This window comes from Roseiflexus sp., from assembly GCF_057785375.1.
Genome location: NZ_JBYNRX010000037.1, coordinates 1 through 15,436, shown reverse-complemented (window position 1 = coordinate 15,436; position 15,436 = coordinate 1). Strand labels below are relative to the sequence as shown.

Annotated in this window: 11 protein-coding genes; 6 read left to right on the top strand and 5 right to left on the bottom strand. The window is 60.4% G+C overall.

From position 1 onward, the window contains the following. The first annotated feature begins 159 nt into the window (after positions 1 to 159). Entirely contained in the window at positions 160 to 822 is a 663-nt protein-coding gene (locus AC3EA7_RS06820) for a PspA/IM30 family protein (protein WP_488613285.1), read from the top strand. A 508-nt stretch (positions 823 to 1,330) separates the two neighbouring features. Here the strand turns inward: AC3EA7_RS06820 and glgP are convergent. The 5 genes from glgP to AC3EA7_RS06795 all read right to left on the bottom strand — a co-directional run bounded on the left by glgP (position 1,331) and on the right by AC3EA7_RS06795 (position 8,569). Then, on the bottom strand, positions 1,331 to 3,472 hold the full coding sequence (gene glgP / locus AC3EA7_RS06815) for an alpha-glucan family phosphorylase (RefSeq protein WP_488613284.1): 2,142 nt from the start codon (positions 3,470 to 3,472) through the stop codon (positions 1,331 to 1,333). A gap of 501 nt (positions 3,473 to 3,973) precedes the next feature. Continuing rightward, positions 3,974 to 4,798, bottom strand: a complete 825-nt coding sequence (locus tag AC3EA7_RS06810; RefSeq protein ID WP_488613283.1) for a hypothetical protein — start codon at positions 4,796 to 4,798, stop codon at positions 3,974 to 3,976. Between the two features lie 29 nt (positions 4,799 to 4,827). Further along, positions 4,828 to 6,363 carry a (Fe-S)-binding protein gene (locus tag AC3EA7_RS06805; RefSeq protein ID WP_488613282.1) on the bottom strand — a complete coding sequence of 512 codons (1,536 nt, stop codon included), beginning with the start codon at positions 6,361 to 6,363 and terminating at the stop codon, positions 4,828 to 4,830. Positions 6,364 to 6,910: 547 nt separating this feature from the next. Then, positions 6,911 to 7,402: a hypothetical protein gene (locus tag AC3EA7_RS06800; RefSeq protein ID WP_488613281.1), complete on the bottom strand. Its 492-nt coding sequence runs from the start codon at positions 7,400 to 7,402 to the stop codon at positions 6,911 to 6,913. A gap of 312 nt (positions 7,403 to 7,714) precedes the next feature. Then, on the bottom strand, positions 7,715 to 8,569 hold the full coding sequence (locus AC3EA7_RS06795) for an HTD2 family dehydratase (RefSeq protein WP_488613280.1): 855 nt from the start codon (positions 8,567 to 8,569) through the stop codon (positions 7,715 to 7,717). A 309-nt stretch (positions 8,570 to 8,878) separates the two neighbouring features. Between AC3EA7_RS06795 and AC3EA7_RS06790 the strand changes: the two genes are divergently transcribed. From AC3EA7_RS06790 to AC3EA7_RS06770, 5 genes are all read left to right on the top strand, one after another. Then, positions 8,879 to 10,324, top strand: coding sequence for a CaiB/BaiF CoA transferase family protein (locus AC3EA7_RS06790; protein ID WP_488613279.1), 1,446 nt, complete (start codon positions 8,879 to 8,881; stop codon positions 10,322 to 10,324). A gap of 16 nt (positions 10,325 to 10,340) precedes the next feature. Then, entirely contained in the window at positions 10,341 to 11,558 is a 1,218-nt protein-coding gene (locus AC3EA7_RS06785) for a CaiB/BaiF CoA transferase family protein (RefSeq protein WP_488613278.1), read from the top strand. Between the two features lie 197 nt (positions 11,559 to 11,755). Continuing rightward, positions 11,756 to 12,982: a 2-methylfumaryl-CoA isomerase gene (locus AC3EA7_RS06780; RefSeq protein ID WP_488613277.1), complete on the top strand. Its 1,227-nt coding sequence runs from the start codon at positions 11,756 to 11,758 to the stop codon at positions 12,980 to 12,982. Between the two features lie 9 nt (positions 12,983 to 12,991). After that, entirely contained in the window at positions 12,992 to 14,035 is a 1,044-nt protein-coding gene (locus tag AC3EA7_RS06775) for an HpcH/HpaI aldolase/citrate lyase family protein (RefSeq protein ID WP_488613276.1), read from the top strand. A gap of 15 nt (positions 14,036 to 14,050) precedes the next feature. Then, positions 14,051 to 15,109 carry a MaoC family dehydratase gene (locus AC3EA7_RS06770; protein ID WP_488613275.1) on the top strand — a complete coding sequence of 353 codons (1,059 nt, stop codon included), beginning with the start codon at positions 14,051 to 14,053 and terminating at the stop codon, positions 15,107 to 15,109. Positions 15,110 to 15,436 lie beyond the last annotated feature (327 nt).

Sequence of the window (15,436 nt, the reverse complement as noted above, 5' to 3'; positions counted from 1 at the left end):
ATTATACCGGTGAAACCTTCCCGGAGCAACGACGTATATGGGGGTGTACAACGCCTTTGCGCTGTGCTAGAATGAGCGGGCGACACGCCTGCTTCCACCCAAATGGCAAAGGTGCGCTTGTCGGTCATAAAAGAAAGCAACTTCAAGGAGGCTTGAGACATGTCGATCTTCGTCCGTATCCGTGACATTCTGAGCGCCAATATCAACTCCCTGCTCGACAACGCGGAAGACCCCGAGAAAATGGCGAACGAGTACCTGCGCCAGTTGCACAACCAGGAGTACGAGGTCAAAACCAACGTGGCGGCGGCAATGGCGGACCTGGCGCGTCTCAATCGCATGGAAGCGCAGTATCTGGCTGAAACCGAAAGCTGGGATCGCAAGGCGGAGGCGGCGTTGCGGGCCGGCGATGAGGCGCTGGCGAAGGCTGCTCTGGCGCGCAAGGTGCAGGCGCAGAAATTGTACGAGCAGTATCGCGACCAGTCCGACGCGCAGGAGCAGCAGGTCGAGCAACTGGAGCAGGCGTTGGTGCAGTTGCAGACGCGCGTTGCTGAAGTGCAGGCAAAGCGTGACCTGATCATCGCCAAGAAGAACCGCGCGCAGACGCAGGAGTCGATCCAGCGCACCGTGCGCCAGGCGACTCGTATTTCGGCGATGGACAAACTGGATCAGCTCGAAAGCCATGTCGATGATCGCCTCGACCGGGCTGAGGCAATGGCAAAACTCGAAGGCGATACGCTGGAGAACAAGTTCCGCAACCTGGAGCGCGATACTGCGGTCGATGCAGAGTTCGAGGAACTGAAGCGCCGGTTGGGCCAGGGTTGATTGGTATCTGGATGGATCCAATCGTTGGGAGCGAGGCGTCGGTTGGTGAACCGATGCCTCGTCCCTTTTGGCAGGCGCGGCGGGCGTGTCGGGCTGAGGGGCGGTGACGACGTGTACAGAGGTGAGTTCTCGGTGTGCTTCTCAATAGAGCGATCACCCAAAACCCGGACAATCAAGGACGCGGCGCGGCTGACGTTGGCTGAGCCTGTCGAAGCCAAGTCAGCCGCAAGACGGTCAACACGGGCTATTATTGTGCAACATCTGGTCGATCGCTCTATAAGTCGCGCTGCGACTGCCTGGCGCCGGAAGTCGCAGGCTAGGGGAGGCAAGCCCACCTGCGCGGGCGAGACGCCGACTCGCACGAACACGCGCCTGTCAGAAAACCTCCCCCTGAAAGGACAGCGTGGGCAAGTCCGAGACCTGCCCGTATAGCGGCAGCGGTGCTGCGCCCCTCCAATCGCTCACAGTCGTAGCGGCGACCACAGGGGGCAGGTCGCAGACCTGCCTCCTACGCCTGCATTTCCGCCACAGGCAGGTATAATCGCGTCACGTACTCTTTGACCATGCGGCGGGTGCTGAATACCGGCGCAATTGTGGCAATCGACTCCTTGCTGATTGCCAGCCACCGATGCGGAATGCCATCGGAACCGCGGTCGTAGTACGTCGGAATGACTTCCTGCTCCAGAATGCGGTAGAGATGCTGCGAGTCGTGCCAGTCCTGCTCATCCTGACTGCTGTATTCACGCTCCTCGCCGATTGCCCAGCCATTTTTGCCGTTGTACGCTTCGGGCCACCAGCCATCGAGAATGCTAACGTTGACGACGCCGTTCAACCCTGCCTTCTGCCCGCTGGTGCCGCTCGCTTCGTGCGGACGGCGCGGCGTATTGAGCCAGACATCCACTCCCTGCACCAGCGCGCGCGCCAGTGCCATGTCATACTCCTCAAGGAACAGGATGCGCCCAAGGAACCCGGGCTGCTGGGACATCTGATAGACCTGCTGGATGAACAGCTTCCCCGGATCGTCAGCCGGATGGGCCTTGCCCGCAAAGATAATCTGCACCGGACGGTCGCTGCGGTTGAGCAACGCCTTCAGGCGCTCTGGCTCACGGAACAGCAGCGTCGCACGTTTGTAGGTGGCAAAGCGGCGAGCAAAGCCAATAGTGAGTATCTCTTCGTCGAGCACGGGCCAGATTTGCGGCGGTGATCCCAATCGCAGGTGACGCTGGCGAACTCGTTCACGCGCGACGGCAACAAGGTCTCGTTTCAGCGCCTGCCGCACTTCCCACAACCGCTCATCGGGAATATTCCGCACGTTCGCCCAGAGCGCAACATTGTCGAGTTCTTCTTCCCAATCGGGACCAAGCGCCTCATCATACAGGCGGCGCATGGCGGGCGCCAGCCATGTGCTGCTATGGACGCCGTTAGTTATTGAGGTAATTGGCACCTCGTCCTGCGCTGCGCCTGGATAGAGCCAGCGCCACATGCTGCGCGCCACGTGACCGTGCAGTTTGCTTACGCCGTTGTGCGCGTGCGATCCCTTCAGCGCCAGCACGGTCATGGCGAAGGTCGGTCCCCATTGCTGGTGTTGCAGTGCAATGTTGAAGAATTGCTCGCGTGTCAGACCGAGTTGGGGCCAGAACGAACCGAAGTACTTCTCCATCAGGTGGGGTGGGAAGGCATCATTGCCCGCCGGAACCGGCGTGTGTGTGGTGAAAACCGACTGTGCGCGCACATCGCGCCACGCTTCATCGAACGGCATGCCCTGTGCAACTTTCTCGCGCACCAGTTCGAGCACCAGGAACGCCGAATGTCCTTCGTTCATATGCCAGACATTCGGGTGAATGCCGAGCTGCCGCAACGCGCGCACCCCACCGATACCCAGCACGATTTCCTGAGCGATGCGCATTTCCTGATCGCCGCCGTACAGACGCGCCGAGAGTTCGCGGTCCTGCGGACTGTTCGGGTGAATGTCCGTGTCCATCAGGAACAACGACACCCGTCCGACCTGAATACGGTAGACTTTGGCATAGATGGTGCGACCGGGCAGATCGACCTCGACAACCACCTCGCGTCCATCGGCGGTCAGCGCGGGCATGGCGGCGATGTCGGCAAAATTGAGTTTGGAATAGATCGCCTCCTGCCAGCCGCTCTGGTCCAACCGCTGCCGGAAATACCCCTGCGGGTAGATGAACCCGACGGCGACGAACGGCAACCCCAGGTCGCTCGCCTCTTTCACGTGGTCGCCTGCCAGCACGCCAAGGCCGCCCGAATAGATCGGCAGCGACTCGTGGAGGCCGAACTCTGCTGAGAAGTAGGCAATCGTCACCTCATTGCCGTTGCCATTGCCGAACGTGCGGCGGTACCACGTGTCCTCAGCCGCCATGTACCGGTCGAACGCCGCCATGACCCGATCATACTGAGCCAGGTACGCCGGGTCGGCAGCGGCGGCTTCGAGTTTGCGCTGGCGCACATCGCGCAGGAAATCGACCGGGTTGTGGTAATCCTCTTCCCAGAGATCAGCGTCGATGTGGCGGTAAAGGTCTTGCGCTTCGGGATGCCAGCTCCACCACAGGTTGTACGCCAGATTGCGGAGACGGGCGATCCGTTCAGGAATCGGTGTAAAGAGTAAATCGGCGCTTCTGATACTCAAGGACGCCTCCTTGACCTCATCAGCCATCGCCGGTGACGGTCATCGTCATGGAGATGGATCAGGATACACGCGGAGAACAGCGCCACTGCGCGCTGTTCGTACTATACACGTTTCCTGGCGGAGATGCAAGTTAACCGCTCTTCGATGGCGCCGGCAAGCATTGCCAGGAACCATCGCGTTGCTGGCCGACGGCGCCGCGCGGACGTGACGCCCGCGCTGAGCGCACGAAGCCCCGCTGACGCGGGGCTGGCTCCGGGCATGCGTCCCACCGGGGGCAAGGGCGCAGCCGCCTGCCAACGCATGCCGGCGTCCGCTCTTCGATGGCGCCGGCATGCATTGCCAGGAACCATCGCGTTGCTGGCCGACGGCGCCGCGCGGACGTGAACGCCCGCGCTGAGCGCACGAAGCCCTGCGTCAGCGGGGCTGGCTCCGGGCATGCGTCCCACCGGGGGCAAGGGCGCAGCCGCCTGCCAACGCATGCCGGCGCCCGCTCTTCGAGATTTATGCGATCGTGCGTGCCATGCGGCGCTGCACGGCATAGTAGACGGCGATGAAATTGTAGATCATATGGAACAGGTACGTGAATGGCAGCAGCGTGAACAGCGCCAGGCCCAGCAGCGCGTGGACGTAGACGATGCCATGCACCACATTCAAGCGCGCGAACAGTTCTGTCCAGATGATGCAGAAAATGATGCTGCGCACCAGGAGCCGATCCCACGGCAGACGTCCTGGCGTGCGGATGCCGCGCGCTGCGTCGTCGATATCTCCCACGACTGCGCCGCTCTGTCGCCGCAGCAATGTGACCATCAAGTGCAGGTTGCCGGCCACTGCAAACCCGACGGCGATCCACGTGATGCCCACGAAATAGGGTGCGGCAGCACCGAACAGGAAGTGTGACTGGAGCGCCTCGCCGTTGCCGAAGATGAGCGCTAGCAGGTTTGCCGGCGTGTAGTTGAAACTCTCCTCGACATGCAATGCCACATCCGGCACCGGTCTGCCGAACAGAACGTGCGCAAAGACGATGAGCGCCGACAACGTATACCCGGTGACCTTGGTGATAATGGCGATGTGGTAGTAGAGATAGCCGCGTCCCCACGTCGGGTTGGCGCGTTTGTAGAAATGCTGGATCGGACCGAACAGTACGGCGTGCAGCGCCTTGAAGAACCCGAGGCGGCGCGGCGCGCGCTCGAAGGTTGGAGACACGCCGCGAAATCGTCGTCGCGTCACAAGCGCCCATACGAGCCGCCCCAACCGCACCCCGACGCCGATCAGAAGAACGGCGATGGCGATCGGCGCGATGATATTCAGCACATCGATGATGATCATGATCCGCCTCCCTTTCTAGAACTGAACGATTACTGATTCGTCACGGCTCGCGTCCGCGACGCTGGTATCGTCGGCATCGCCATGTCGCGCAGTGCGCGCAAATGATCATGCACCTGCGGATGGTCTTTGGCGAAACGCTGGACGATCTCATCGCGCTCCAGCCAGTCGAGCAGCGCCGGGAACTCCGGCATCTGCATCAATGCTGCCATCCGCCCTTCGATACTGTGTTCCAGGAAGAAATCGGGATCGCGGTGGCGCAATTCCGCCGGAACATACATACGGTCCAGTTCGCCGCGCTTCGCCAGCGCCGATTCCATGGCTTCGTAGACGACCTCGAACAACACCAGCACCATGCGTTCGTCAGGTTGCGCCAGCCCATACGTGCGGCAGGTGTCTTCCAGCGACAGTGTACAGACGACGCACGGCGAGGTGACATACTCGGCGCCGGTTGCGCGGATCTGGTTCGCTTTCAGCACCGAAATCTTGCGCCGCAGATCGGTGTTTTCAGGCAGGCGCATGCCGCCGGCGCCACCGTTGCAACAGTAGTTGTGCTCGCGATTCGGGGTCATCTCGACAAAGTTGTTGGTCACGAGGTGCAACAGGTCGCGGAACACGTCGCCCAACCCGGAGAGGCGGGTGGCGTAGCACGGGTCGTGCAGCGTGACCTTCAGGTCGGTCTTTTCAATCGGCAGACGTCCTTCCCGGATCAGGTCGAGCATGAGAATATCGACGCTCACAATCGGGTAGCGGAAGGGGCGTCCGAGCACTTCCGACGCCTCGGCGTAGAGTGTACGCGCGTCGCAGCCGCATTCGACCAGCAGGATTTTCTTGACGCCGAGCCGATCCGCTTCCTCTTCCCACTCTTCCAGCATCCGCTTCGAGAGATTGTGGTGAACTGCAATGTGGTCGATCTCGGTGCCGGTGTCGATGACACGTGGAGAGATGGTGTAACTGACCCCCGCGGCATTGAGGATTTTGACCATTTTGATGCCGTAATCGGGGATTTTGGTATTGCCTGCCGCCGGGCAGACGAAGAGCAGTTCGGCACCGTGCACATTGACTGGCACTTCAATCCCTTCGCTGCGCAGGAACAGACCAACCCGTCCGATCACCTGCGGGATGGTCAAGCCGAAACTGTGACGGTAGCGCTCGGTGTTGTCGATAATCGATTTGATCGTTGGATTGGCGTGGCTCAAGCCGGAGTCGGCATAGGCGGCGCGCGCAAGACGCACAATGCGGCGTGTGCTGATACCCGCCGGGCAGGCGAGCGTGCAGCGCCCGCATGCCGTGCATGCCCAGAAATAACGCATGTTTTCCTTCAAGTCGTCGACCGTCGGAGTGGGGATCAGCCCAAGAGCGCCGCCGATCTGTCCCTCGATCGTCATGTAGCGCTGGTAGACCTGGCGTATCAGTCCGGTTTTGTGGGTGGGATGTAGTTTTTCGTCGCCAGTGACTAGATACCATGCGCAGGCTTCCCCGCACATCTTACAGTCCATACAGGCTTCGAGATTGACCATGTCCTCGGCAGTGATGTTCTTGCGCAGTGAGTCAACAAAAGCGTGCATTTCCGCTTCCATGCGACTGACCTCCCTCACGTATCGTCGGATACCGATAGACGGAACAGAGATGTGGATGAGCATACGGCGCCATTGCGCATCAGCGGCGGTATCTGATGCGGCCGCAATGCTTTGACGCACGGCATGTGCTGCAAGCGACAGGTAACAGAACCGCACGTTCTGCGTCCCGCGACAGGATCAACCAGACGTCTCGCTGCGCGTGACAAAGCGAATCTCAGACGTTACTCGCGCAGACACAGATACGGTCGTCGGATATGAACGATCCTTCTGGCGCATTCCCTCTCGCATATCCGTGGCGGAGGGCACAAAACGGGGTACAGCCGCCAGTCTGTCTGTCGGAAGTGAACACACGATCACAGCAGAGCGTCGCTGTCATCTTCTCGCCGTCAATACTGACTTGTATCATTTCGAGATTTGCAGAGAAAGGATATATCGTTGTGATCGAGAGTGTAACAGAAGCTGTCAGGAAGATGAATAAAAAGATTGCTACGGAAAATTGTGGTTTGATCAAGTTTATACTTTTTGAGCATCCCAGTTATTGCTGGCGACGCCTGCGATGAAGATAGCGCATCGAGCGGCGCGGGCGATATCCAAGCGCGCGCAGGCGGGCAGCGATAGTCTGAATGGAGGGGAGATCGTCGGGGTGGTACCCTTTCTGTTCAATCAGAGCGTGGCGCACCTCTTCGACGCTCATGCAGGGCGCCCGGGCGTCGCTGCGGCATTCGGCGTGATTGCGGCGCCAGGCTTCCACCAGGTCGCGGATGTCGTGCAGGAGATTGGGCAGACGCGCCTCGACCGGTTTGCGTCCCCGGAGATGGGTGGCGTCTATGCACGTCAGACCGCTCTCGAGTTCGCGCATGCCCTTGCGGATGGTTGCGCGGTTCCAGCCAAGTTCGCGTTCGGCGAGACGCTGCCCGCCGGGACCCAACGCCCGAACGGTGCGCGCCATGAAGATCCGGCGTTCGCTGCCTTTCAGCGATTGGGCCGTCTGGATCAACTCAGCCTTTGTTTCGTCGTTGAGGTCCATGGGAGAACTGAGAACTGAGAACCGAGGACCAGGAATAGGTCAGGGAGTAGGGAGTAGGGACTCACTTGCCACCTTCTACCTTCCCGCCTGCAACCCTCTCACCTCTCACCTCTCACCTCTCACCTCTTGCCTCTCGCCTCTCACCTCTCACCTCTTGCCTCTCGCCTCTCACCTCTTGCCTCTCGCCTCTCACCTCTCACCTCTTGCCTCTCGCCTCTCGCCTCTCACCTCTCACCTCTTGCCTCTCGCCTCTCACCTCTTGCCTCTTGCCTCGCTTCACCTTCCTACCTTCAACGTTCAACCTTCGCACCTTCAACCTTCAACCTGCTCCAGTTCCGCCACGGCGCTGAGAGCTGTAGCGCCATCGGGTCCCTGCGCCTCAAGTTCGACACGATCCCCGGCGGGCACGGCGATCAACCGGAATGGCGCCAGGTCGAACAGTGGCGCCTGGCTGCGAAAACTGAACCCGACAATTGGGCGATTGACGTTGTGGCGCGCCAATTCCATCAGCAGCACGGCAGTCAGCGGACCGTGGACGACTAATCCGGGATACCCTTCTTCGTGCTTTGCGTAAGGGCGGTCGTAGTGGATGCGGTGGGCATTGAAGGTGAGGGCGGAGAAGCGAAAGAGCAGGCGAGTATCGGGAGTCACGGTGCGCACCCACGCGCCCGACGGCGGCGGCGGCAGGTCTGCCGGCACAGGCGCCGGCACAGGCGCGCCAGGTTCGCGGTAGACGATGTCCTGCTCCTCTTCGATACAGAGGGTATCGTCCTGGTAAATGCTGTAGCCGACGGTCACGAATGCGAGTGGACCGCTGCGCCCCGATTTGTGGGCGACGTTACGAATAACCCCCTCACGCCGGGCAGGTTGACCGATGATGAGCGGTTGATGGAAGCGGATGCGTGCACCGGCGAACATGCGACGCGGGTAGGGGATGGGAGGAATGAAGCCGCCCCGCTGCGGGTGACCGTCGATGCCGAGTTGCGACTGTGGCGCACGCGGCAGGAAGTAAAACCAGTGCCACAGTGGTGGAAGCGCCGCGCCTTTCGTCGGTAATGGCGGGGGAGGTTCGAGCATCGCCGCCGCCGCTGCCGCCTGCGCGGGGCTGATGTCATCCTCGACGCGCTCCGTCCGACCAATCCAGGCTGTCAGGTCTTCTGAGCTCATCCCTGTCCTCCTTTGTTACGGTCAAGGGGTTGGGGTCAGGACGTGTCGCCTTTCCATCGGCCACCTGCCCCTCTGACACATCTCGATGCGCCGCGTTCGACGTTTCCGCCGCGCGGGTTTACGATTTGAGACCGGCAGTTGCCAATATTTTACTCATATGATACACTATTCTCCGCATTTTGCATGCATCACCCCACATCCGAGACAGGTCTTCCCGGCAACACCCACGTGCCGCGCATAGATGCAGGCGCCGCTGGTGGAGAATCTGTTTGTATCTCGCATTCCTGATGATCGATGGGAGGCAGAACGATGACAAAAGGGGCGCGTTCGGCAAAAGCAGCGAGTCAGGCGGTGGTTGCAACGGAGAGCGCTGACGCTCCGGCGCCGACTCCCGAAGAAGCGCCGGAGAAAGCGGCATCCGAGGCGCTCAGCGAAGGTGATGCCACAACCGGCGAAGCGTCTGCATCATCACCCGAACAGCCTGTGGCGCATGCGATCAGCAGCAGTGGCGCATATGTTGCACCAATGCCATTACCTGATCGACCGCCTGAACACGATCGCATGCCGCTCAGTGGCATTCGGGTCATCGACGTTGGCAACTTTCTTGCCGGTCCGTATGCGGCGTCGATCCTAGGTGAATTCGGCGCCGAGGTGTTGAAGGTCGAGCATCCGATTGGCGGTGATCCGATGCGGCGTTTTGGCACCCCTACCGTTCGCCACGATGCAAGCCTCGCCTGGCTCAGCGAAGCGCGCAATCGCAAGTCGGTGACGATCGATCTGCACCAAAAGGAAGGGGTCGAACTGTTCCTCAAACTGGTGGCGAAATCGGATATCCTGATCGAAAACTTTCGCCCCGGTACGATGGAGGAGTGGGGATTGGGATGGCCTGTACTGCGCGCCGCCAATCCGGGACTGGTCATGCTGCGCGTATCAGGGTATGGTCAGACCGGCCCGTACCGCCGCCGGTCCGGTTTTGCGCACATTGCGCATGCGTTTGGCGGCCTTTCGTACCTTGCGGGTTTCCCTGGCGAAACGCCGGTGCTGCCGGGCACGGCGCCGCTTGGCGACTATATCGCAAGTCTGTTTGGCGCGATCGGCATCCTCATTGCCCTGTATCACAAGGAGAAGACCGGGCAGGGACAGATCATTGATGTGGCAATCTATGAAGCTGTGTTCCGGGTGCTCGATGAAATCGCGCCTGCCTACGGTCTGTTTGGCAAGATTCGTGAGCGTGAAGGATCGGGAAGCTTCATTGCCGTGCCTCACGGTCACTTCCGTACCAAAGATGATAAGTGGGTCGCCATTGCCTGTACGACCGACAAAATGTTCGAGCGTCTGGCAGAGGCGATGGAGCGACCTGAACTTGCGTCTCCCGAACTGTATGGCGATCAGCGTAAACGGCTGGCGGCCCGTGATACGGTCAATCAAATTACCATCGAGTGGGTCGGCTCGCTGACGCGCGATGAAGTGATGCGGCGCTGCCTCGAAAAAGAAGTTCCAATTGGCCCGTTGAACAGTATCGCCGATATTTTCAACGATGAACATTTTCAAGCGCGCGGCAATCTGGCGTGTGTCGAAGCGGAAGGCGTTGGCGAGGTCGTTGTGCCGAATGTCGTGCCGACCCTCTCCGAAACGCCGGGACGCATTACGAATCTGGGTCCGCCGCTCGGTAATGACACGTATGAGGTCTTGCGCGAACTGCTCAACATTTCGGCGGAGGAAATCAAGCATCTGCGCAGTCGAAAGATTATCTAGTGCGAGGTGAGCTGCAATGGATGGAAACGCAAGCACCCTGCCGCTGGCAGGTATTCGTGTGATTGATGCTGCGACCGTTATTGCTGCACCGTTCTGCGCCACCCTGCTGGGCGAATTCGGCGCAGATGTGTTGAAGGTCGAGCATCCGGTTGGAGGCGATGCCCTGCGTCGTTTTGGAACGCCAACGATGCGTGGCGATACACTGACCTGGCTCAGCGAGTCGCGCAACAAGCGTTCGGTGACTCTCAACCTGCAACATCCCGAAGGTGCGCAACTGTTTAAGGACCTGGTTGTAAAAGCCGATGTGTTGTGCGAGAACTTTCGCCCTGGCACCCTGGAAAAGTGGGGACTGGGGTGGGACACGCTCAGCCAGATCAATCCGGGTCTGATCATGCTGCGCGTAACCGGCTATGGTCAGACGGGACCGTACAAGGATCGGCCGGGGTTTGCTCGTATTGCTCATGCGGTTGGCGGCATCTCGTACATGGCTGGTATGCCAAAGGGTACGCCGGTCACACCGGGTTCGACGACGCTTGGCGATTATATGACCGGGTTGTACGGGTGCATCGGGGTGTTGCTGGCGCTGCGCTACCGTGAGCAAACCGGGCGTGGCCAGTATATCGATGCGGCGCTCTACGAATCGGTCTTCCGCTGTAGCGATGAACTGGTACCGGCCTACGGCATGTACAAAAAAGTTCGCAAGCGGCATGGACCGCACCACAACGACTTTGCCTGTCCCCATGGTCATTTTCAGACCAAAGACGGCAAATGGGTCGCTATTTCCTGCGCCACCGACAAACTGTTTGCGCGGCTGGCAAAGGCGATGGGCCGCCCCGAACTGGCGTCGTCGAGCATCTATGGCGAGCAGAAGATACGCCTCGAGCATGCAAACGATGTGAACGAAATCGTGCGCGACTGGTGCAGTTCGCTCACCCGCGCCGAGGTGCTGGAACGCTGCAATGCGACCGCCACTCCAGCTGCGCCGCTCAACGATATTGCCGATATCTTTGGCAATCGCCAGGTGCATGCGCGGCGCAATCTCGTCGCTGTCGATGTGGAGGATCTCGGCGAAACGATCATCATGCCAAATGTGGTGCCCAAACTGTCGGAAACGCCAGGACGGATCAGGCGTCCCGGTCCCAGGCTCGGCGAGCATACCGATGAGGTGCTCAAAGAGGTGCTCGGGATGAGCGACGAACAGATCGGCGAATTGCGCGCTAAACGGGTGATTTGACCGGGAGGCAAGAGGTGCGAGGTGCGCGGCGAGAGGTGCGCGGCGAGAGGCGAGAGGGTATTTGACCTTTGAGGTCTCCGCCGCTGATCAAGGTCTGCAAAGGAACCTCGTTTGCGGAACGGTCCTTGTTCCCTGTTTGCCCGCGTCCCAACCTCAAAGGTCTGAATGCGTGCGAGTGAACGTTGAAGGTGGGAAGAATGAACGGTATCCTCAGTGGCATGCGAGTCGTCGAGGGTTCAGCATTCGTTGCCGCGCCGCTCGGCGGGATGACCCTGGCGCAGTTGGGCGCGGATGTCATCCGTTTCGATCCGATTGGCGGCGGGCTCGATTACAAGCGCTGGCCCGTGACCCTCAACGGTAAACAGAGCCTGTTCTGGGCTGGTCTCAATAAAGGCAAACGTTCGATCGCTGTCGATATTCGTCACCCGCGCGGGCAGGAGTTGTTGACCCGCCTGATCTGCGCACCCGGCGACGAAGCGGGATTGTTCATCACGAATTTCCCGGCGCGCGGCTGGCTCAGTTATGAGGCGCTGAAGGCGCATCGCGCCGATCTGATTATGGTCAACCTGCTGGGGCGGCGCGATGGCGGCTCGGAGGTCGATTATACGGTTAACCCGCAGTTGGGGCTGCCGTTTATGACCGGTCCCTTCACCTCGCCGGAGGTGGTCAATCATGTGCTGCCAGCGTGGGACATTGTCACCGGTCAGATGATTGCGCTCGGTCTGTTGGCGGCCGAACGTCACCGGCGGCGCACCGGCGAAGGGCAGTTGGTCAAACTGGCGCTGAAGGATGTCGGGCTGGCGATGATTGGTCATCTTGGTATGATCGCCGAGGTAATGATCAACGACGCCGACCGCCCCAAACAGGGGAACTACCTCTACGGCGCGTTTGGGCGCGACTTCGAGACCCTTGACGGCAAACGGGTGATGGTGGTGGGATTGACCGATCTGCAATGGCAGGCGCTCGGCAAGGCAACCGGGCTGACCGACGCTTTCAATGCGCTCGGGGAACGCCTTGGTCTCGACATGAACGACGAGGGCGACCGTTTTCGCGCGCGGAGAGAGATTGCCGCCCTGCTGGAACCCTGGTTCCACGCGCGCACGTTTGCCGAGGTGCGCCGTGCCTTCGAGGAGCACCGCGTTACCTGGGGTCCATACCGCACGGTGCGCGAAGCCATTGCGCAAGACCCCGACTGCTCGACGGACAATCCAATGTTCAGCATGGTCGAACAACCTGGCATCGGCACGTATCTCGCGCCCGCTTCGCCGCTCGATTTCAGCCAAATGCTGCGGCTGCCGGCGCAGCGCGCGCCGCGACTCGGCGAGCACACCGACGAGATTCTGCTGGAGGTGCTCGGCTTGAGTGAGGGCGAAGTCGGCAAACTGCATGATGAAGGGATTGTCGCCGGACCTGAAGACCCGTAAGGAGGCAGTATGAAACTTCCCATTCACTTCTACAAACCGCTGGCGGTTGGCGCGCCGCAACCGATCTGCGAATTGCCGGTGCGTCCTGAGCGCGTGATCCACTTCTTCCCGCCGCATGTCGAGAAAATCCGCGCCCGTATTCCCGAAGTGGCGAAACAGGTGGATGTGTTGTGCGGCAACCTGGAAGATGCCATCCCGATGGATGCGAAAGAAGCAGCGCGCGCCGGGTTCATCGAAGTCGCCCGCACGACCGATTTTGGCGATACGGCGCTCTGGGTGCGGGTCAATGCGCTCAACAGCCCCTGGGTCCTCGACGACATCGCCGAAATTGTCGCCACCGTCGGCCACAAACTCGACGTCATGATGATCCCGAAGGTCGAAGGTCCATGGGACATCCACTTCGTCGATCAGTACCTGGCGCTACTGGAGGCGAAGCACCAGATCCAGAAACCGATCCTGATCCACGCGCTGCTGGAGACGGCGCAGGGGATGATGAACCTGGAAGCGATTGCCAGCGCAAGCCCGCGTATGCACGGCTTCAGTCTGGGACCGGCGGACCTTGCGGCGTCACGCGGCATGAAGACCACCCGCGTCGGCGGCGGGCATCCGTTCTACGGCGTCCTTGCCGATCCGCAGGAAGGGCAGGAGCATCGTCCCTTCTACCAGCAAGACCTGTGGCACTACACAATTGCGCGCATGGTCGATGTCGCCGTTGCCCACGGATTGCGCGCCTTCTACGGGCCGTTCGGCGACATCAAGGATGAAGCCGCCTGCGAGGCTCAGTTCCGCAACGCCTTCCTCCTCGGCTGCACCGGCGCCTGGTCGCTTGCGCCGAACCAGATTCCGATTGCCAAGCGCGTCTTCAGCCCCGATGTCGATGAAGTCCTGTTCGCCAAACGCATCCTCGACGCCATGCCCGATGGATCTGGCGTCGCCATGATCGACGGCAAGATGCAGGACGACGCAACCTGGAAGCAGGCGAAGGTGATCGTCGATCTGGCGCGCATGATTGCGAAGAAGGACCCCGACCTGGCGCAGGCGTATGGTCTTTGAAGAGAGGAGGGCGGCATGACGATCAAAACCAATCCCGGCAATTTCTTCGAGGACTTTCGGTTGGGACAGGAGATCGTTCACGCTACGCCGCGCACCGTTACCGAAGGAGATGTGGCGCTCTACACATCGCTCTACGGGTCGCGGTTTGCGCTGACGTCTTCGATGCCGTTTGCCCAAACGCTGGGGCTGGAGCGGGCGCCGATCGATAGTCTGCTGGTGTTTCACATCGTGTTCGGCAAGACCGTGCCCGACATCTCGCTGAATGCAATTGCCAACCTCGGATATGCAGGCGGGCGCTTCGGCACGATTGTGTACCCCGGCGACACCCTTTCGACCACCTCGACGGTTATCGGGCTGCGGCAGAACAAAGACGGCAAAACCGGCGTTGTGTACGTCCATTCAGTTGGTGTCAACCAGCGTAACGAAATGGTGCTCGAATACATACGCTGGGTTATGGTGCGCAAACGCGATCTGAACGCCCCGGCGCCAGAAACGGTTGTGCCGACATTGCCGGAGTCGGTTGCTGTAGCGGATCTGACCGTTCCCTACCGATTGCAACCGGGGCAGTACGACCTGGCGCGCGCCGGAAGCCCGTATCTGTGGGAAGATTACGAGGTTGGCGAGAAGATCGACCACGTTGACGGCGTCACGATCGAAGAAGCCGAGCACATGCAGGCGACGCGCCTGTACCAGAACACGGCGCGGGTGCATTTCAACCAGCATGTCGAGAAGGAGGGGCGTTTTGGGAGGCGGATTGTATATGGCGGGCATGTCATTAGCCTGGCGCGCGCGCTGTCGTTCAACGGGCTGGCGAACGCGCTGAGCATCGCCGCGATCAACAGCGGCCGCCACACCAACCCGAGTTTCGCCGGCGACACGATCTACGCCTGGTCAGAAATCCTCGATAAGATGGAGATTCCGGGGCGTTCGGACATCGGCGCGCTGCGGGTGCGCACCGTTGCTGCCAAGGACCGCCCATGCCATGACTTCCCGTACCAGAACGCTGATGGCGCCTACGACCCGGCAGTGGTGCTCGACTTCGACTATACCGTGTTCATGCCGCGGCGGGTTTAGCAGGTGTCTCAGACAGGCGAACGCAAAGGCGCGAAGATATTTATGGCGAAGATTTGCCTCTTTGTTCGGGATAATTCCGGTCATGTCTCCATTTTGCCGGGTTTCTGGCAATATATCGGCGAACGATGCGCAGGGCGCGTTGGGTGCGGATGATGCGATCATAAAAACGCGCCTGCCATCCGAATTCGGCGTATCCGTTGTGGTGGCGCCAATACGAGACGGCGGATTTGCACGAACGAATGATGGCGCCCAATGACCCTGCTCGCGGGAATATGTGTGCCAGGTGGTTGTCAGGGGTGCGCAATGACGTCGGTGGCGGCGGCGTAG